This is a genomic window from Leuconostoc carnosum (assembly GCF_014207505.1).
Taxonomy (GTDB): Bacteria; Bacillota; Bacilli; order Lactobacillales; family Lactobacillaceae; genus Leuconostoc; species Leuconostoc carnosum.
Genome location: NZ_JACHGL010000007.1, coordinates 1 through 20,419, shown reverse-complemented (window position 1 = coordinate 20,419; position 20,419 = coordinate 1). Strand labels below are relative to the sequence as shown.

Genomic DNA, 20,419 nt, shown 5'->3' with positions numbered 1-20,419 from the left:
ATGTGCGGTCAGCTAATATTGATATTAGCGCGCAGTCTAAATTGAAAGGAAAACGACAATGAGTACTGGAAAAGTCGTACAAGTGATTGGTCCGGTTGTCGATGTTGCATTTGAATCAGGTCAATCCGTGCCTGATATTAACAATGCACTTAGAATCGATAAAGGTAATGGCCAAACATTGACAGTTGAAGTATCATTGGCATTAGGTGACGGTGTTGTCCGTACAATTGCCATGGATTCAACAGATGGACTTCAACGTGGTATGTCAGTAGCTGATACAGGTGATGCCATCACAGTACCAGTTGGTGAGACAACTTTGGGTCGTGTTTTCAATGTTTTGGGTGAGCCAGTGGACAACAATGGTGACATTAGTCCAGAAACACCACGTAATTCAATTCATCGCGAAGCACCAAAATACGATGAGTTAGCTAGTTCAACTGAAATTTTGGAAACTGGTATCAAAGTTATTGATTTGCTTGCACCATATGTTCGTGGTGGAAAAATTGGATTGTTTGGTGGTGCCGGTGTTGGTAAAACAGTTCTTATCCAAGAATTGATTCACAATATTGCACAAGGTCACAATGGTATTTCTGTTTTCACAGGTGTCGGAGAACGTACCCGTGAAGGTAATGATATGTACCATGAAATGGAAGAATCTGGCGTTTTGAAACAAACAGCCATGGTTTATGGTCAAATGAACGAACCACCCGGTGCACGTATGCGTGTTGCTTTGACTGGTTTGACAATGGCTGAAAACTTCCGTGATAATGAAGGTAAGGATGTGTTATTGTTTATCGATAATATTTTCCGTTTCACTCAGGCTGGTTCTGAAGTGTCTGCCTTGTTGGGCCGTATTCCATCTGCCGTTGGTTATCAACCAACGTTGGCTACAGAAATGGGACAATTGCAAGAACGAATTACTTCAACTAAGAAGGGTTCAGTTACTTCAATTCAAGCCGTTTATGTGCCTGCCGATGATTATACTGATCCAGCGCCTGCAACAACGTTCGCCCACTTGGATGCTACTACTAACTTGGAGCGTTCACTGACACAGCAAGGAATCTATCCTGCCGTTGATCCGTTGGCTTCTACTTCATCAGCACTTGATCCTGAAATTGTGGGACAAGAACATTATGAAGTCGCTACTGAAGTACAGCGTACATTGCAACGTTATCGTGAATTGCAAGATATTATTTCGATTTTGGGTATGGATGAGTTATCAGATGAAGAAAAGACAACCGTTAACCGCGCACGTCGTATTCAATTCTTCTTATCACAACCATTCTCAGTTGCTGAAACATTTACAGGTTTGAATGGTGAATATGTGCCTGTTTCAGAAACGGTACGTTCATTTAAGGAAATTTTGGATGGTAAGTATGATAATTTGCCTGAAGATGCATTCCGTAACGTTGGTTCAATTGAACAGGTTGTTGAAAAAGCCAAGACAATGGCCCAATAAGGGGGTATTTATAAATGGCAGATGAAACAGCTACTGCAACAGGAATCAGAGTACAAATTGTGACACCTGTAGGCGAAGCTTATAATGAAACTGGTATTGAACTGGCTGTTGTTAATACACAAGGTGGCCAAATTGGTGTGATGCGTAAGCATGTGCCAGTATTAGCTGCTTTAACAATTAATGAATTAATTGTTAAAAAGGATGGTCAAACAGATTCATTAGCTGTTAATGGTGGTGTTGCTGAATTTTCAAATGACACACTTACCATTGTCGCTGATAGTGCGGAAACATCAGATGTTATTGATATTACACGTGCTCAGAGTGCCAAAGAACGTGCTGAGGCACGTATTGCTCATGCACAAGATGATCATAACGATGCTGAATTAGCTCGTGGACGTGTCGCTTTGATGCGTGCTGTGAACCGTATTCACGTTGCCGCTATTAGGCAGGGAAAATAAGTTACAATGAAAACCGAACATTATTGTTCGGTTTTTTGTTTGCTAAAAATTAATCTAATGATTATAAAAGTTCAAATTACCAACGTTCGGAAATATACTTATATTTTCGTTTAATGTTCGGCATGTGCCGGGCGTTTTATTTTAATATGAGATAATTCTAACTACATAAGTGGTTTGAAAAAGGATTTTTCTGTTATATTAGTTTATGGAGATAAATATACACAAGCTTTACATGACAAACATTGAAAATAACGTTGGTTATGTAGAATAATATTTGTCACAGATGAATTCCCGATAGGGAATAAACAGGAGAGAAGTCCATGAGTAAAAATGCGAAAACACTCGCAGGTATCGTAATTGTGATTGTCATTGCTGTTGCAGCATATTTTGGTTTTGCACAAACTGGTTCAAAGTCAGCTTCAGAAAAAACAATCAAGGATTTGAAAGTTTATTTTGTTCCTTCAAAACAGCCTGATCAAATTGTGACAATGACAAAGCCATTGAAAGGCTTGTTGATTAAACAGTTGAAAAAAGAAGGCTATGATGTTAAAAATGTTGATATCAAAGTTGGAACTAGCTATGAAGCAGCCGGGGAAGCCTTAGCATCTGGTACTGCCGATATTGGATTTATTCCAGGTGGTACATATGTGATGTATCAAGATGGTGCACAAGTATTACTAACAGCAACACGTTCCGATCTTAATAAAAACTTCTCAGAAGCTAACAAATGGAATGATGGTAAAGAGACAAAAGCTATCACAAAGCAAGCGGCGACATATCGTTCATTAGTTATTGCAGGTCCTTCACAAAAAGGGCAACAATTAGCTAAGAAAATTAATTCAGGTGAAAAACTCACTTGGGAAGATGTTAACTCAGCGAAGTGGGGATTGTCATCTACAACATCATCTGCTGGATACATTTATCCATCACTTTGGTTGAATAAGCACTTTAATAAGACGGTTTCTGATTTGAAGAATACAGTGACTGTTGATTCGTACGGTTCTGGAATGGCTCGTTTAGCTTCTGGACAAATTGATATTTTACCAACATATGCTGATGCACGTCGTGATTTTGCTGATATGTGGACAACTGATTATAAGCAATCACAACCTATCTGGAAAGAAACAAATGTTATTGGTGTATCACAACCAATTTATAATGATACAATTTCAGTTTCCAAAAAATCAAAGACAATGACACCAGAATTTAAAAAAGCATTGTCAAAGTCATTTATTGATTTAGCTAAGACTAAAGAAGGTAAAAAAGTTATTGCCATTTACTCACACGAAGGTTATGTACCGGCCAAGTCATCCGACTATGATGGTGAACGTAACGCGCAGAAATTGTTAAAAGAGACACGCAAATAAGCACTGTGATTGAATACATTTAAAATACTAAGAAAAGCTGCGCCAAATGCGCTGCTTTTCTTGCGTTAGAGCTATGATATATAGCTCTAAATACATAAAAAAGCTAGGGAAATAATCATGATTAAATTTGAACATGTATCAAAGGTGTATCCTAATGGTGTTAAGGGATTGCGAGATATTAATTTAGAAATTCAAGATGGTGAATTTATTGGCATTATTGGTATGTCTGGTGCTGGAAAATCGACTTTTATCAGAACAATTAATCGCTTGAATAGCATAACAGATGGTACATTGACAGTAGATGACGTTGAAATTTCCGGATTGAAAGGAAAGGCATTACGACAATATCGTCGAAAAGTAGGCATGATCTTTCAATCTTATAATTTAGTTCCCCGCATTTCAGTCATTAAAAACGTGTTGAGTTCTTTAGTGCCTGACATGCCCTTGGGTCGTGTTATTTTAGGTATTTTCTCAAAAGAAGATAAGTTAAAAGCCCTAGAAGCATTGGACCGTGTTTCAATGCTGGACAAAGCATTTATTCGTACAGATCACTTATCAGGGGGACAACAACAGCGTGTCTCATTGGCTAGAACATTGGCACAAAATCCGAGTGTATTATTGGCTGATGAGCCGGTAGCTGCTTTAGATCCTGTAACTGCCCACGAAGTAATGGATGATTTTAAAAGAATTAATGAAGAATTAGGTCAAACTGTTTTGATTAATATTCATCATGTTGATTTAGCTTTAGAATATTCAAAACGAATTATAGGTATCCGTTCAGGTGAAGTGGTTTATGATGGACCAGCTGACGAAATAACGCAAGATATCTTGGACTTCATTTATAGTAAAGACGAGGCTGAATAATGGGATGGTATGATAAATTATTTGACGCTGAAAGTTATACCCTTGCAAATGGTAAAACTGTATCACAAAAATTTACCAGAGTACCACTACTCGTTCTTTTGTTATTGATAGCCATTGGTATATCAGTTTGGGTCACAGGCTTTAAGTTGACCACATTGTTTACGAACTTGTCTGGTTTTTGGAATATTTTTGGTAGTATGTTTCCACCAAAATTGTCTTATTTTATGCAAGTTTGGCAGCCATTATTGATGACAATCCAAATGTCGTTCTTTGGCTCGTTTTTTGGAGCGCTACTAGCGCTACCATTTGCTGTTTTGGCAGCTCATAATATAACAAATAATAAAATAGTTAACTTGCTGATACGTTTTATTTTAACTGTAGTAAGGACGATACCTACACTGGTTTCTGCTTTAATTGCCACATATATTTTTGGGCTGGGCACGTTTGCGGGTACGGTTGCTATATTCTTATTTAGTTTTTCATTCGTTGGGAAACAGTTATTTGAGTACATTGAGACTGTTGATATGGGGGCTTATGAAGCTTTGACAGCGACAGGCGCTAATGCACCACGTGCATTTGTTACAACTATTTTTCCTCAAATTTTGCCTATATACTTATCAACAGCTTTATTTGCTTTTGAAGGGAACGTCCGATATGCAGCTATTTTGGGTTATGTTGGTGCCGGTGGTATTGGTATGATTTTGAATGAGAAGATTGGTTGGCGTGAGTTTAACAGTGTTGGTATGATTCTGTTATCAATATTTGTAGCGGTAGTCATCATTGAAACTGTTAGTCAAAGACTACGTAAGCATTTAAGTTAAGGAGAGCACAGTATGAATAATAATTTAGAAAATGTTCTCAAAAAAGAACCGCGTCGAGCGTTACAATATAGTCTGATTGCTATCGTTTTGGTTATTTTGTTGGCTGTCTCATCCCCAGCATTACATGGTGCCCATGTGACTACTAAGGGTATTGAAATCGGATGGAATATTTTAATGGGTATCTTAATGCCCGACACAAGCTTACTATTTGGTTTAAATGATAGCAGTGTTGCGTATTTGATTTTACAGACTATTGCAATTGCTTTCTTAGGTACGCTAGTTGGTGCAGTTATTGCCGTGCCATTATCATTTATTTCGGCAACGAATATTGTGCCGCGTCCAGTAGTGATTGTGACACGTTTTATTATTATGGCTATCCGTACAGTGCCATCATTGGTTTATGGATTAATGTTTATTCGTGTTACTGGTCCTGGACCATTTGCCGGTGTTATGACATTAGCCATTGTTTCTATTGGTATGATTTCAAAGTTATTTATTGAAACAATTGAAGATTTAGATTCAGGTATCTTAGAATCTCTTGATGCCTGTGGGTCAACGTTTTTTCAAAAAATCCGTTATGGTGTTTTACCGCAGTTGAGTTCTGACTTTATCTCCATTCTTGTCTACCGTTTTGATATGAATTTGCGTGAAGCAACAATTTTGGGATTAGTTGGTGCCGGTGGTATCGGTGCACCAATGATATTTGCAATGGGTGCATATCATTGGCATCAGGTTGGGGCCATTTTGATCGGCCTATTCATTCTAGTATTTGTGGTTGAAATTATATCAAACAAATTACGTCAAAAGATTTTATATGGGTAATAAGAATGAGGGCGACTGGTGTCGCTCTTTTTTAGGAGAAACAATGAAACAATTTAAAATTTACTACACCTCTGATGTGCACGGTTACTTATTTCCAACAGATTATATCCAAAAAGCGCCGCAACCCCAAGGGTTAATTAATGTAGCAGCTAACTTTGATAAGAATGGTAATACAATTATTATCGATGGTGGTGATATGTACCAAGGATCACCGCTATTACAGTATTTACAAACACACGAAGATACTGATGCTGTAACGACGGCTATGAATTTAGCTGGCTATGATTATGTCACGCTGGGTAATCACGATTTTAATTTTGGCTATGATCAATTAGTGAAACATCTTGATAAATTAGAGGCAACAGTTGTTGCTGAAAATGTGACAGATAAATCAGGACATACACTTTATCCAGCGCAAATAAAAACACTGGAGAATGGGACTAAAGTTGGAATTATTGGATTAGTGACAGATTATATCAATATTTGGGAGAAACCAGCGCATATATCTGCCATTAATATTGAATCACCATTGGTCAAGGCAGATAAAGTTGTTAAACAATTACGTGATGAATCTGATGTTGTGATTGGTGTGTATCACGGTGGTTATGAACGAGATATATCTACTGGTAAAGTCGTTAGTAAGACAACTGAAAATATTGCTTGGCAGCTTACTGAACTGCTTGACCTTGATATTCTGTTGACAGGACATCAGCATGGTAATGTGCCGCCAACGGTTATTAACGGGGTGCTCACATTACAGATGCCAAATCAAGCCAAGTTGTTTGCCGAAATCAATGGTGTTGAAAATAAAGGGTCATGGCAATTCAAAGCAGAAACGAAATCAGCAGGTACAAAGAGTTGTGAGACTATCCTCTCAGCTTTGCAGCCTGTGCAAGATAAGGTCGAGAATTGGTTAGATCAACCAATCGCACAGCTTGATGCTAGCATTGCTGTTCAACCCCCTATAGAACTTGCTAAGCGCGGGAATGAGATATTACAATGGATTGCATCGGTACAATTAGCTGTGTCCGATGCAGATATCACGTTAGTTAGTTTGAATAATAATCCGTCCAGTTTGCCACAGAAATTGACTTTACGTCATATTTTACAAAACTATCCTTTTGACAATACACTGGTCACTAAGCGTGTTAGTGGTAAAGCACTAAGAGCCAGTTTAGAGCATGTTGCGAGTTATTTTGTCATCTCAGATGCTCAATTAACAGTGGATCCTGATTGGTTAATACCGAAAGTTGAGCATTATAATTATGATTTGGCTTTTGGTATTGATTATGGTTTTAATGTGACTCATCCGGTGGGAAGTCGGGTCGTTAAGTTACAATATCAAGGCCAAGATGTGCAAGATACGGACTATTTTACGATTGCTATGAACAATTATCGTGCTGTTGGCGGTGGTAATTATCATGAATATGCAACTGCAGAGACTGTTTTTTCTGGTGATCAACCTATTCAAGAAATGTTAGTAGACTATTTTAAGACACATATACAGTTACCGAACAAACCAAAATTACAATTTTTTGTTGAATATTAAACAAATTAGTTCATAATGTTTAATAAATAATAGTATGTAATAGAACTGACATCATCTCGATGTTTCGCTATTATATTTTAGGATTACTATTATAGGCATAGCTTAAACAGCTTAAAGAACAAAACTTAAATTACACAGAGGTAGGTATATATGCTTAATTTTAAACAGTCTTTGACAATCGCTGCTGGTGTTGCTGGTGCTTTCGCATTTGGTGCAACTAATGTTAGTGCAGACACTACAAACGCAGTGAACGCGTCAACAGACTACGTCGTTCAATCAGGTGACACATTAAATAAGTTGTCTTCAAAGTTCAATGTTACTGTTGACTCAATTGTTAACAACAACAACATTACTGATGCTAACTTAATTGTGGTTGGACAACATTTGAGCTTTGCTGAAAAGGCAAAGACAGTTGAAACAAACAATCAACCTGCAGTAGCACCTGCAGCTCCAGTACAAGCACCTGTTCAACAACAACAGGCAGCAGCTCCAGTACAACAAGCCCCTGTAGCAGTTGCTAAGACACAAACAACAACGACTTCAACTGGTTCAGAATCATCTGCGTTATCTTCTTTGATCGCTCGTGAATCAAGTGGTAATGTTAACGCTACTAACGGTCAATATTACGGTATTGGCCAATTATCACCTCAAGCACGCGCACAATATGGTGGTAATTCAACAGATTATAATGACCAATTGAATGCCATGAAGTCATACATTTCTGCACGCTACGGTTCTGCTGAAAATGCATGGGCACATTCACAAAGTAACGGTTGGTATTAATCTCAAGTTTTTCTAGATAATAGATTAATACAGATAAAAAAGTTCACCTTTGGGTGAGCTTTTTTTGTATAATGTGAGTATGCAAATTAATTTCGATTTTTTAGACAATTATACTTTCAAAAATAAAGCGATAACATTGCGTAATCATGTTGTGATGGCACCGATAACGTTACGATCATCATTCGAAGACGGTAATGTGACAATGGATGAGTTGCGTTTTTATCAGTTGCGCGCACAAGGTCCAGCTATGATTATTACTGAAGCAGCGCATGTCAACGAAATCGGACGTGGTTGGGAAGGTGGTGTCTCAGTTGCCGATGATGATAAAATAACTGGACTACGCCAACTTGCTAGCGCGATTAAATCTGGTGGGGCTAAAGCAGTATTGCAGATTTTTGCAGCAGGTCGACAGACGACCAGTACAATTTTGCGTGGTCATGCTCCGATTTCTGCTAGCGAACAGGCGTATCCGCATGGTACACACGAGACACCACGAGCATTAACACATGAGGAAATCACACAAACCATTGAGGATTTTGCACAAGCCACCAAGAGAGCCATATTAGCAGGATTTGATGGCGTCGAAATACATGGGGCTAATTTATATTTACTTCAGCAATTTTTTTCGCCTGACAGTAATCGGCGTGAAGATATTTGGGGCGGCACATTAGAAAAGCGGAGTCGCTTTGGGTTGGCAGTTACAGCAAAAGTTGCCCAAACCATCAATAAATATGCTGATCGCCCGTTTTTGTTAGGTTATCGACAATCACCGGAAGAAAGTACGGTACCAGGTATTTCACTGGCGGACTCACTTTATTTTGCCAAAAAGCTAGCTGAGCTACCGGTTGACTATCTTCACTTATCTTTAAAAGATGCTTTCCAAAAACCCTTTAATGATAAAACGGATACCAAGCGAGTTATTGACTATTATCTTGAGCAATTACCACCTGATTTACCATTGATGGTAGCAGGTTTGCTCAAACAACCTGAACAAGTTGAATCTTTAATGGATACAGGGGTAACTTTTGGCGCCTTGGGACGTGAACTCATTACAGAACCTGATTGGGTACAAAAGGTGATGCTGCAAGATGTTGCGTCAATTCGTTATGCAGTATCCCCAGCTGATTTTAATTTGTTAGCAGTGCCTAAGCCCTTAGAAAATTGGTTACTGACCCGTTTTCGGAATGGCTTCCCGATAACAACCGATATCGAGTTTGATCCTAAAAAGCCGTGGCAGTATTATAAACATGCAGTTAACGAGCCAGCAAAACCAATTGATCCAACTAAATTAATGACACTAAAACCTAAAAATAAAAATAATTAAAAAATAGTTGACGAGTTTATAATTTCTTGCTATACTAATATAGTTGTCTGATAGAGATATCGGGCATCACTGACCATGGCTCGTTGGTCAAGTGGCTAAGACGCTGCCCTTTCACGGCGGAATCGAGAGTTCGATTCTCTCACGAGCTATATCAAGTCGCAACTTCGGTTGCGGCTTTTTATATGCATTTATGTAATGGCTAGTATGTATCTTTTGTATTCTTTCAATATAAGGCGTACAATTAAAGCACTGAATTTGAAGAGAGCGAGAGACATTTTGGATAATCAAACTAAAATTGAAGAAACACAGTATCTTGAAAAAACCCTCACTGAGATGAAAACATCTTTAAAATCGACTGAAACAGAAATCAAGCGTACTAATAAGAATATTAATACAGTATCTCAAAGTTGGGGAGAAGTTCGTCTTAAAACTGATACCTATTCTGGTATTGTTGAAACAGCGGCTTCTATTCGTCAACAACAACAAATGCTGTCTGAACGAGAAAACTCAAAAACACGAGCAGAACAACGTTTTGCAACTTTGACGAAACAAATTGATAAGCCATATTTTGCTCGAATTGATTTCAATGAATCAGTGAGTGACAGTGGTGAAGCTGAAACAATTTACATCGGGTTGGGTTCATTTAGTGACGATAAAAATAAGTTTTTAGTTTATGATTGGCGTGCACCGGTGGCATCTATCTACTATGATGGTGGTATTGGGCAGGTTACTTATTTAACACCAGACGGTACTCAGCAAGCTAATGTGATGCTTAAGCGTCAGTTCCAAATTGAAGATGGTGTCATCGTGACGTTGTTCGATACGGAAGAAGCCATTGGGGATGCCATGTTGATGAACGCCTTATCTGGGGAATCATCAACAAAAATGAAGTCCATTGTGACTACCATCCAAAAAGAGCAAAATAAAATTATTCGTAATACAAGAGCAGATTTGTTATTTGTACAGGGAGCTGCTGGTTCTGGTAAAACTGCGGCTGTTTTACAGCGTATTGCTTATTTACTCTATCGTTATCGTGGTAAATTGACGTCAGGACAGGTTGTGCTATTTAGCCCGAACCAACTATTTAACGACTATATTGATAATGTTTTGCCAGAACTTGGTGAACAAAATATGGTGCAAATGACGTTTTATCAATATGCTTCTAGACGGTTACCTAAAATTAATGTGGAAACACTGCAGGAACGTTTTGAAAATGATATGACTGACGATAAAATCAGTTTAGTTAAGGGTAGTTTGGCTATGTTTCATGCTTTATCTACGTACGCTGATCACCTCAATAGATCAGACATGAGAATACGGCATTTGATGTTTCGTGGTGAACCATTAGTTAACAAGGAACGGATTACTGAAATTTACTATCAGTACAATGAAAATTATAAGTTAGGGCAACGATTAGAGGCAACTAGAGAGACATTACTACGTAGTTTGAATGCCCATATTAACTCAGAGATGCGTAAAGAATGGGTTGAACTAGCCATTGAGAATCTGTCTAAGCAAGAATACGATGAGCTGGTTGGTGCCGGAAAAGTACGTATTGGGGATGATCAAGAACAAGATGCAGCATCACGCACGCGACAAACGCAATTAGGTAGTGGACCTAAAGAACGTGAATTTGCTAGTGAAAAGTCTGAACGGCATTTCTTAGCTAAGCAAATTGTGACACAATCTCTCAGACCATTAGCGCGACAAATTCGTCGGGGCAGTTTTTTAAATATCAATGCACAGTTTGTTGATTTTTTACGCCATGTGCATGAATATGTTGATTTGTCACAATTTGGTATTGTTGATAATGACTGGCATAATCATGTAGAGCAGGTCATTGACTCCCTTAAAGCAAAAAGATTATCATTGGCAGATACAACGATGTATTTGTATTTGTATGACTTGATCACTGGCAAACACGGTGAACGTGACATTCGTTTTTTGTTTATTGATGAAATTCAAGACTACACGCCTTTTCAATTAGCGTTTTTAAAGTTTAGCTTTCCGTTAGCTAAATTTACTGTTTTAGGTGATTTAAACCAAGCGATTTTCACGAAAGACAATGCTCAGAATCTACAAACTGATTTTGCGACATTATTTGATACGGACCGTGTTGAACAGGCCAAGTTAACACAAACTTATCGATCAACGCAACAAATTACTGATTTTACCAAATATATTTTACGTGACGGGCAAGATATTACGGCTTTTAATCGTGAAGGCGAAAAGCCGAATATATGTGTCGCTGACTCTCAGCCTAAAATGATGACACAATTACGTCAGCAAATATTACAAAATAAGCAGGACAGCGAATCAACTGCTATTATTACTAAGACATTAGCTGATGCGCAAGAGCTAATGGCAGAGTTGGGTGATAAATCCGTGACGTTAATTCAATCAGAAAATCAGCGATTGGCGCAAGGCGCCATTGTTGTGCCCTCATATTTAGCTAAAGGGTTAGAGTTTGATGCTGTTATCATTTGGCATGCTGATGATACACGGTATGGTGATGATTCTCAACGACGCTTACTTTACACTGTTGCTAGCCGTGCGATGCATCGTCTCACGTTACTATCACAAGGTGAAATGACAACTTTGATTGATGATGTACCTCAACATTTATATGAGGTAAAGTAATGGATAAGCTTATTGCATTAATTAAGCAACGTTACGTGGGTCAGTTCATGACAATAGCTGTTACTGGTTCGGTATCCGTTGGGAAAAGTACATTTGCCGAGACAATATCAAAAGCCTTAGGAATTCAAGTGAAAGTGATTAGTACTGATCATTTTTTAATGTCAAACCAAACATTAATTGCGCAAGACTTATTTGGTCAAAAGGGTTTTCCACAAACCTATGATTTAGAAAGCTTAGAACAGGTTATTAAGGCATTCAAACAAGGGGAAAAGTCGGTTGAAATACCGATTTATACACAAGAGAATTCTGATATTGATCCAAATAATCAACAAATTATTGAACGACCAGATATACTGATTATCGAAGGCGTGGTTGCACTGCGTCTCAAACAAACTGATTTTAAAATTTATCTAGAGGCTGACTTAGAAGATATTAAATGGTGGTATTTATCTCGAACACTAGCAATGACTGCTCAGGCAAAAGATAATAAATCATCATGGCGGTATCAATATACAACTATGCCGATTGGTGAGCTTGCTGATTTAACCATGAAGACATGGGACGAAACGAATCAAGTGAATTTGGATAATTATATTTTGCCAAGTAAACAATATGCAGATGTCGTGGTTTATTTAGACAAGAATCATGACGTCGAAGATATCAAAATAAAAGATTAAAAAAGATTGTCAACAAAGTTGACAATCTTTTTTTTGAGGTGTAGTATATTTAAAAGTAGTTCAATGACATATTTAAATATAGAGGAGAAATCACTCATGAGTGATGAAGTACGCGACACCCATGGTAAGCCAATCAATCGTACAGCGATGATGATGGTATTGCTAATTGGTGTCTTTTCAGTGATGTTAATGCAAACAGCATTAGGCACTGCTTTGCCCACATTAATGAAGGCTTTTAATGTTAATGCGTCAACAGTGCAATGGTTAACGACCATTTTTTTAATGGCTAACGGTATTATGGTACCTGTATCAGCTTTTTTAACAACTCGTATTCCAACTAAAAGATTGTACATGTCAGCTTTAGCACTGTTTACAGTAGGAACACTTGTTGCTTTTTTAACACCTACTAGTGCTTTTTGGCTATTGATGGTAGCACGAGTACTTCAAGCAATGGCAGTTGGAATCTTGATGCCATTAATGCAAGTTGTTTTACTATCAATTTTTGATCCCAGTTCACGTGGTAAAGCCATGGGGTTAGGTGGATTAGTTATTGGTATGGCACCAGCAATTGGACCGACCTTATCTGGATGGATTTTGGAAAAAGATCATACCATTTTAGGTTTTACTTTAGAAAATTCGTGGCGGTCAATTTTTGGTATCGTATTACCCGTCGTAATTGCCGTTATGATTGCTTCGCTGTTCCTTTTCCATGATGTCTTACCAACACAAAAGGTCAGCTTAAATGTCCGTTCATTAATTGAATCCACTCTGGGATTTGGTTCAGTATTGTATGGTTTTGCGATGGTGGCAACAGATGGCTGGGGTAGTGCAAAAGTTATCATACCATTGATCGTTGGATTCGTAGTCTTGATTGAGTTCATGTGGCATCAATTACAAATGGATAAACCATTCTTAGACATGTCAGTGTTTAAGTCAAAGCAATTTACGATTACAACTATTTTGGTATCTCTTGCTATGATGGCTATGATTGGTGTCGAAATGGTATTACCAATTTATATGCAAAATATCCGTGGCTTATCACCATTAAAATCAGGCTTGACGTTGTTACCTGGTGCATTGATGATGGGAATTGTCTCGCCGATTGCCGGTTCTTTCTATGATAAACATGGCGCTAAACGTCTGGCAACAACTGGATTCATTATTTTAATTATTGGTACGGTACCACTGTTCTTCTTGACAGCTGATACGCCAACACTTTATATTACCTCACTTTATACCTTACGTATGTTTGGTATTGCTATGACAATGATGCCTTTAACAGCTTCAGCCATGGGTGCTTTGTCACCGAAGACGGCGGCACAAGGTACAGCTGCAAACAATACAATGCGGCAAGTCGCCTCATCATTGGGGACAGCTGTTTTGGCATCAGTCATGCAATCAGTGACAGAAAATAACATGCCAAAGTCTTCATTAAAAGGTCAAGATCCGTTAGCATTTGGACAAAAAGCCTTGGATGCGACATTAAATGGTTTCCATGCCTCATTTCTCTTAGCTGCTGCTTTTGCAGTAGCGGCACTACTTGTTACCTTTTTCTTGCACAGTGGCAAAGTAGAAACACCAGCAAAGGAGGCATCATAAAATGATTATCATAATAATGGCTGTATTTGCAGTGTTAGCTTTTTTTGCCAACATGATGATCAAACCAAAGGGTTTGCGTTTAACTGTCACAGTGGTAATGTTTGCTGGACTCGTTTTGAGTGTGGTTGGTATAGTAGCTAACATGCATGATCATTACGGTATGACAGAAGAAAAAAAGATAGTTAAAAAAGAAATACATTCAGCTGGCTCTTCAGAACAAGGTTTTGGTTTATTACTGTATCAAGGTGTTGGGACGAATGGTACCGAGAATGTATACATCTATAAAAACACTAAAGATGCTACAAAAAATACTGTCGCTAAGCCAGATTTGCACACGACATCTGATCGTGCAGCGATTAATGGTACTAAAGCATATAAAGTAACAACTACAACGCGTTATGTATATCAGTCTAGCGGTTGGAAATTATTATTTGGTATTGTTGGTAATAATAATCAATTAAAGCACCGTCATGTGGTTTATCAAATACCTAACACTTGGGTGGCATTAACGACAGAGCAAGCACAATCGCTGCAGTCAAAAATGGCGCCAAAGACTGATAAAGAAAAAATGATAGCTGCTGAACAACAAAAACAATTAGCTGCTTTAGCTCAAAAAGATCCAAATAAAGCAGCAATGATGCAAGTACAACAAATTAAAAAAATATACAATATTAATTAATTGGATATGAGTCAAAAGACAAATTCAGAAATGAAAATGTCTTTTTTTGTGCGCTCGCTTTCATGCATTTGAAAATGTTAAAATTAGAATTAAGTAAATAGAAAAGGTGTTCTGATGATTTTTTTTGTTAACAAAGGTATAGGGCATGGCAATAGCGGTGTTGAGCATGCACAATTTTATCGCGCGGCTCGTTTCCGTGAAAAAAATATACCGTTTAAGCTGATTTTTACTGATTTATTACCCAAATTACATCAACATATACAAGAATGGCAATTAGCTGAAAATGAAGTCATTGGGCTCTATGACTATCTGTTGCATGATGATCCGGATACTTATTTGCGCGAGGGAGAAGTGAATATTCACAGTTATCAGCAAGATATTCTTTTAGATGATACACAGACACAACGTATGATGAGGTGTCAAACGACCGGAAACTATCAGGCAACAATTTATAAGCATAAAAAGCATGTACCAGAAAAAGATATTTATGTAGTTGAAGATGATCGTGTCATACTTGAGAATAATAATCATCGTATCAGTTGGCATTATCGAGATACAGCTTCCCGTGGCCGACAAATGACTAATATTCATGTCGATAATTTTCGTGGTGAGTATTATGTTTTTAACACTTTTGAGACTTTAGTTGCCTTTTTCTTTGCTGAAATACAACAGCGTTATCAGAAAAATATTTATGTGATTGATCGTGGCACAGAAAATGAAGTGGCATTGATACAAATGAAGCGCAGTGGTCAGCCAATTGTGCTAATTGATGTCGTTCATGCTGCTCATTTTGTGAGGTTCCAACATGGGCAGCCACTTTGGAATAGTTATTACCAATATATGTTAGATCATGTACACGATTTGGATGTGGTTATTGTTTCTACTCAATTACAGAAGAAAGCCATGTTAACTCATCTTCGACATATTGGTATTAATCATGTAGACAGTGAAATTATTGCCATACCAGTAGGTGGTGTTACAAATATTTCTGCTCCACGTCGGTGGTCAGGTGGGATTGCTCATTTTGTGACTGCTTCGCGGCTACACTCGGAAAAAAATATAAATCATATTATTCAAGCTATTCATCAATTACGTTTAGAAGGATTTAAGTCAACGCTCGACATTTATGGTGTTGGCAGTGAAGAACAATCATTGATAAACTTAGTGAATGAATTACATTTGGATCAGGTGATTCAATTTAAAGGATTAAGTCACCAGCTTACTGATACGTTGGCACAGTATGATGCATTTGTATCAGCGTCTTATTCGGAAGGTTTTGGTTTAACTTATTTAGAAGCAATGGCGGCTGCTTTACCAATAGCAACATATGCTAATCTATATGGCGCACAAGAATTAATTCATAATGGTAAAAATGGTTACTTAGCAAATTTCGACCCCCATCGTGATCAAATAAGTGATAATATTAATCATTTATCAACCGCAATGCGCAAAATTTTTGATCATTATGATGCCTTATCTCTTGGTGCGCATCAGCTGGCCAATAACTATCAGGCAGAAATAATCGCTACGCAGTGGCAGAAAGTAGTGGCAAAATATGACAATTGAAATGATTAATTCGTTGTCAGATACTAATTCTGCTGGGGTGAGATGGCAAATTGAACAAGTACGGTTAGGCTTAAGCAGTGCCTTGTGGTTTGCTACACCGCACGAAGATGCTGTATATTTGGTTAAAAAATTAGGTATTAACCCTAAAAAAGTTTATGACATATACGCGCAAAGTTACTTGTCAGATAGTGATGATACAAAAGGTATTTGGTGGACCAATCTTTTAGTACCAAGTGATGCACAGTTTGTGATTAACACAGATTGGACTAAAAATATCATGCAACAAGGTCGTGAATTGGCTAGTTTACGTTGGTTTTCGGATGCGCAAAGAATAGTACAGGCGGTGATCTGGAAAGATTTAGCCGGCAAAATAGATTATAAAGATATCTATCGGCGAGATGGTAAATTGTTTGCTAAACAGTATTTTAGTTCAGGTGAGTTACTGGTATCTGATTTTTATTTTGGGCAACAAGCGGTTCAAGTACAAGATTTTTATTTTAATAAAAAGCGAAATCTTGTTTATGCTGGTGGAGAAAGTTTTAGCACAGCAGAGGCTTATTTGAAAGCGGGTCTTCGTCTATCATCAGCAACGCCTATCAATATCACACAATTAGATCGTGAAGTGGATTTGGTGCCGCCGCACACAACGCTAACTCTGATAGCCGGTGTATTAGACGATCAAGGACAAATTGCCAAAAAATTAGTTGATATTTTACAAGATGACACACATGCGATTGATTACGTTCAAGTGACCCAAACGGACTTTGAATTTTTACAACGAAATCAGTTACCAACAAAAAAATTGCATATAAAAACATTTTGAACAGTATTTCACATATCACAACACAAAAACGACTTTTTGTTCTATAATAGATGATGTAATAATAAAATTTTGGAGGCTATCATGGCTAAATTGACTGTTTCAGATTTGGAACTTTCAGGTAAGAAAGTATTGATGCGCGTTGATTTCAACGTGCCTATCAAAGCAGGTGTTATCGGAAACGATAACCGTATCGTGGCAGCTTTGCCAACGATTAAGTACGTGCTTGAAAACAATGGACGTGCAATCTTGTTCTCACACTTGGGTCGTATCAAGTCTGAAGACGATAAGAAAGAACTCTCATTGGCACCAGTTGCCACACGCTTGGGTGAATTGTTAGGTAAGGACGTTAAGTTTGTACCAGAAACTCGTGGTGCAGAACTTGAATCAGCTATTTCAGCTTTGCAAGATGGTGAAGTTTTGATGGTCGAAAACACACGTTTTGAAGACGTTGTTAACGGCGAAGAAGTTAAAAATGAATCAAAGAATAATCCAGAACTTGGTAAGTATTGGGCATCATTAGGTGACGACCTATTTATCAATGATGCATTTGGTACAGCTCACCGTGCCCACGCTTCAAACGTTGGTATTTCTGCAAACGTATCACAAGCAGCTGCTGGTTTCTTGATGGAAAAAGAAATTAAGTTCTTGGGCGAAGCTGTTGCTAACCCAGTACGTCCCTTTGTAGCTATCATTGGTGGCGCCAAGGTTTCTGACAAGATTGAAATTGTTAAATCATTGTTAGGTAAAGCTGACAAAGTGATTGTTGGTGGCGGTATGGCTTATACATTTGATGCAGCTAAGGGTTATAAGATTGGTAATTCATTGTTTGAAGCTGATAAGGTTGAATTGGCTAAGCAATTGATGGCTGAAGCTGGCGACAAGTTGGTTTTGCCAACTGATTCAATCGCTGCAGATGCTTTCTCAAATGATGCCAAGACTGAAGTTGTTGATGCAACCACAGGTATTCCTGATGGCTATATGGGACTTGATATTGGTCCTAAGTCAGTTAAGTTGTTGCAAGACACTTTGGCAGGCGCTAAGACAGTTGTATGGAACGGACCAATGGGTGTGTTTGAAATGCCTAGTTTTGCTAAGGGAACATTAGCTATTGGTGAAGAATTAGTGACTGTCACTGAAAATGGTGGTACAACAATCGTTGGTGGTGGTGATTCAACAGCCGCTGTTCAACAATTAGGTGTTGCTGACAAATTGACACATATCTCAACTGGTGGTGGTGCTTCTCTTGAATACCTTGAAGGTAAGGAATTACCTGGTATTGCTGCTATTTCTGAAAAGTAATCTTTTGAATATACAAAAACAGGCTCACTTAATTGTGGGTCTGTTTTTTCATGATGTGATTACTATAGTTTTAGCGACAAAAAGTTTGACATCTCCTGTATAATAGGATTAAATATTAACAATCAAAGGAAGCTAACATGATTCGTATTTATAATACATTGTCACGTGAAAAAGAAATATTCAAAGCGATAACGCCTAAAAAAGTCAACATGTATGTTTGTGGACCGACAGTATATAACTATATTCATATTGGAAACGCGCGTTCAGCAATTGCATTTGATGTGGTACGTCGATACCTTGAATACCGTGGCTATGACGTCAAATATGTCTCGAATTTTACAGATGTTGATGATAAAATTATCAATCGCGCGCGTGAAGAAGGCGTTGATGAGATGACAATCGCTAACAAATATGCTACGGCGTTTGATGAAGATACATTGCCATTAAATATTCGCCCAGCGTCAGTACGATCCCGTGCAACCGAGGTTATTCCTGATATTATTACTTTTGTTCAAGATTTAGTCACTAAAGGCTATGCCTATGAAAGCCAAGGGGATGTCTATTTTCGTGCCAAAAAGTTTCATGGGTACGGTATTTTAGCACATCAAGATTTGGCTGAAATGGAAGCAAATGCTGCAGGTCGCTTGAATGATGAAGAAATGACTCGTAAAGAAGATCCAATTGATTTTGCTGTATGGAAAGCCAGCCATAGTGAAGAAGAAATTTCGTGGCAGTCGCCTTGGGGAAAAGGTCGTCCAGGCTGGCATATTGAATGCTCTGTGATGTCACAAAAGTATTTAGCCAATACCCTAGACATTCATGGCGGGGGTATTGACCTAGCTTTTCCACATCATACAAATGAAATGGCACAATCTGAGGCTCGTACGGGTCAGAAGTTTGTTAATTATTGGATGCACAATGGGTTTGTCAATGTTAACAATGAAAAAATGTCTAAATCATTAGGTAATTTCACAACATTACATGATATGTTAGCTAACTATGATGATCCAATGACAATTCGCTATTTTCTGGCAACAACGCAATATCGTCGACCAATTAATTATTCATCTGAGACTTTGGAACAAGCACGCGGGGCGCTAGATCGTATCCGAACAGGCTACCGTAATTTACTATTTCGCATGGATAATGCAGTTGTTGGATCCGATAGTACAATAGAGGATGAAATTAAGCAACATGTACGTGATTTTGAATTTGCTATGGACGATGATTTCAATACACCAAATGCATTGGCTTCTGTATTTGAGCTGGTAACGCTGGCAAATACTTATACTGACGAAAACGAAGTTAAAAAAGCAACTGCAGAATTACTATTAGAAAGTATATCGACAATGATGGGCATTTTTGGCGTGGATGGATTGGCTGATAGGTCGGAATTGACGACAGAACAAAAAAGTCTACTTGAAGCACGTGTTGTTGCACGTCAAATGCACAATTTCGAATTATCTGATCAGTTACGTAATCAATTACGAGATTTAGGAATTAGCGTAGAAGACACAGCAACTGGACAACGCTGGAAACATGAACGGTAACAATAGATAACTAAGGAAACCGGGAGAAAAAGCGAACGGAAGAGGGGGGATAGAGAGAAAGAGTAAGGGAAAGAAAAAGAGTGAGAGAAAGAGATTGACGGAGGGGGAGAAAGTTGGTATATTAGAAGATGTCTTAAGG

General features: G+C 38.1%; 17 protein-coding genes and 1 tRNA gene. All 18 read left to right on the top strand.

Annotated features, from left to right (window positions below):
• Positions 1-58: 58 nt before the first annotated feature.
• The 18 genes from atpD to cysS all read left to right on the top strand — a co-directional run bounded on the left by atpD (position 59) and on the right by cysS (position 20,280).
• Positions 59-1,459, top strand: a complete 1,401-nt coding sequence (gene atpD / locus HNQ98_RS07865) for a F0F1 ATP synthase subunit beta (RefSeq protein ID WP_014973659.1) — start codon at positions 59-61, stop codon at positions 1,457-1,459.
• A 14-nt stretch (positions 1,460-1,473) separates the two neighbouring features.
• Positions 1,474-1,917, top strand: coding sequence for a F0F1 ATP synthase subunit epsilon (locus HNQ98_RS07860; protein WP_014973660.1), 444 nt, complete (start codon positions 1,474-1,476; stop codon positions 1,915-1,917).
• 320 nt (positions 1,918-2,237) lie between these two features.
• On the top strand, positions 2,238-3,284 hold the full coding sequence (locus HNQ98_RS07855) for a phosphate/phosphite/phosphonate ABC transporter substrate-binding protein (RefSeq protein ID WP_014973661.1): 1,047 nt from the start codon (positions 2,238-2,240) through the stop codon (positions 3,282-3,284).
• Between the two features lie 117 nt (positions 3,285-3,401).
• Positions 3,402-4,148 (top strand): phosphonate ABC transporter ATP-binding protein, encoded by a 747-nt coding sequence (phnC, locus tag HNQ98_RS07850; protein WP_014973662.1) that lies wholly within the window; start codon positions 3,402-3,404, stop codon positions 4,146-4,148.
• The gene (gene phnE, locus HNQ98_RS07845; RefSeq protein ID WP_014973663.1) at positions 4,148-4,969 is read left to right on the top strand and encodes a phosphonate ABC transporter, permease protein PhnE; all 822 of its coding nucleotides are present in this window, start codon (positions 4,148-4,150) and stop codon (positions 4,967-4,969) included. The genes phnC and phnE (HNQ98_RS07845) overlap by 1 nt, the downstream gene beginning before the upstream one ends.
• A 12-nt stretch (positions 4,970-4,981) precedes the next feature.
• Complete coding sequence (gene phnE / locus HNQ98_RS07840) at positions 4,982-5,791, top strand: phosphonate ABC transporter, permease protein PhnE (RefSeq protein ID WP_014973664.1); 810 nt, start codon at positions 4,982-4,984, stop codon at positions 5,789-5,791.
• A gap of 43 nt (positions 5,792-5,834) precedes the next feature.
• Entirely contained in the window at positions 5,835-7,340 is a 1,506-nt protein-coding gene (locus HNQ98_RS07835; protein WP_014973665.1) for a bifunctional metallophosphatase/5'-nucleotidase, read from the top strand.
• A gap of 150 nt (positions 7,341-7,490) precedes the next feature.
• On the top strand, positions 7,491-8,123 hold the full coding sequence (locus tag HNQ98_RS07830; protein ID WP_014973666.1) for a LysM peptidoglycan-binding domain-containing protein: 633 nt from the start codon (positions 7,491-7,493) through the stop codon (positions 8,121-8,123).
• A 79-nt stretch (positions 8,124-8,202) separates the two neighbouring features.
• A complete protein-coding gene (locus tag HNQ98_RS07825) occupies positions 8,203-9,447 on the top strand; it encodes an NADH-dependent flavin oxidoreductase (RefSeq protein WP_041773121.1) in 1,245 nt (414 codons plus the stop codon).
• A 77-nt stretch (positions 9,448-9,524) separates the two neighbouring features.
• A tRNA-Glu gene (locus HNQ98_RS07820) sits at positions 9,525-9,596 on the top strand.
• A gap of 127 nt (positions 9,597-9,723) precedes the next feature.
• Positions 9,724-12,087 (top strand): RNA polymerase recycling motor HelD, encoded by a 2,364-nt coding sequence (helD, locus tag HNQ98_RS07815; protein WP_014973668.1) that lies wholly within the window; start codon positions 9,724-9,726, stop codon positions 12,085-12,087.
• Complete coding sequence (locus HNQ98_RS07810) at positions 12,087-12,764, top strand: nucleoside/nucleotide kinase family protein (protein ID WP_014973669.1); 678 nt, start codon at positions 12,087-12,089, stop codon at positions 12,762-12,764. Before helD ends, HNQ98_RS07810 begins: the two co-directional genes overlap by 1 nt.
• Positions 12,765-12,860: 96 nt before the next feature.
• The gene (locus tag HNQ98_RS07805) at positions 12,861-14,363 is read left to right on the top strand and encodes an MDR family MFS transporter (RefSeq protein WP_014973670.1); all 1,503 of its coding nucleotides are present in this window, start codon (positions 12,861-12,863) and stop codon (positions 14,361-14,363) included.
• Between the two features lies 1 nt (position 14,364).
• On the top strand, positions 14,365-15,042 hold the full coding sequence (locus HNQ98_RS07800) for a DUF4811 domain-containing protein (RefSeq protein ID WP_014973671.1): 678 nt from the start codon (positions 14,365-14,367) through the stop codon (positions 15,040-15,042).
• Positions 15,043-15,156: 114 nt separating this feature from the next.
• On the top strand, positions 15,157-16,608 hold the full coding sequence (locus HNQ98_RS07795) for a glycosyltransferase (RefSeq protein ID WP_014973672.1): 1,452 nt from the start codon (positions 15,157-15,159) through the stop codon (positions 16,606-16,608).
• Complete coding sequence (locus HNQ98_RS07790) at positions 16,598-17,431, top strand: glycosyl transferase (protein ID WP_014973673.1); 834 nt, start codon at positions 16,598-16,600, stop codon at positions 17,429-17,431. Before HNQ98_RS07795 ends, HNQ98_RS07790 begins: the two co-directional genes overlap by 11 nt.
• 81 nt (positions 17,432-17,512) lie before the next feature.
• Positions 17,513-18,730 carry a phosphoglycerate kinase gene (locus HNQ98_RS07785; RefSeq protein ID WP_014973674.1) on the top strand — a complete coding sequence of 406 codons (1,218 nt, stop codon included), beginning with the start codon at positions 17,513-17,515 and terminating at the stop codon, positions 18,728-18,730.
• A gap of 137 nt (positions 18,731-18,867) precedes the next feature.
• Positions 18,868-20,280 (top strand): cysteine--tRNA ligase, encoded by a 1,413-nt coding sequence (gene cysS / locus HNQ98_RS07780; protein ID WP_014973675.1) that lies wholly within the window; start codon positions 18,868-18,870, stop codon positions 20,278-20,280.
• Positions 20,281-20,419 lie beyond the last annotated feature (139 nt).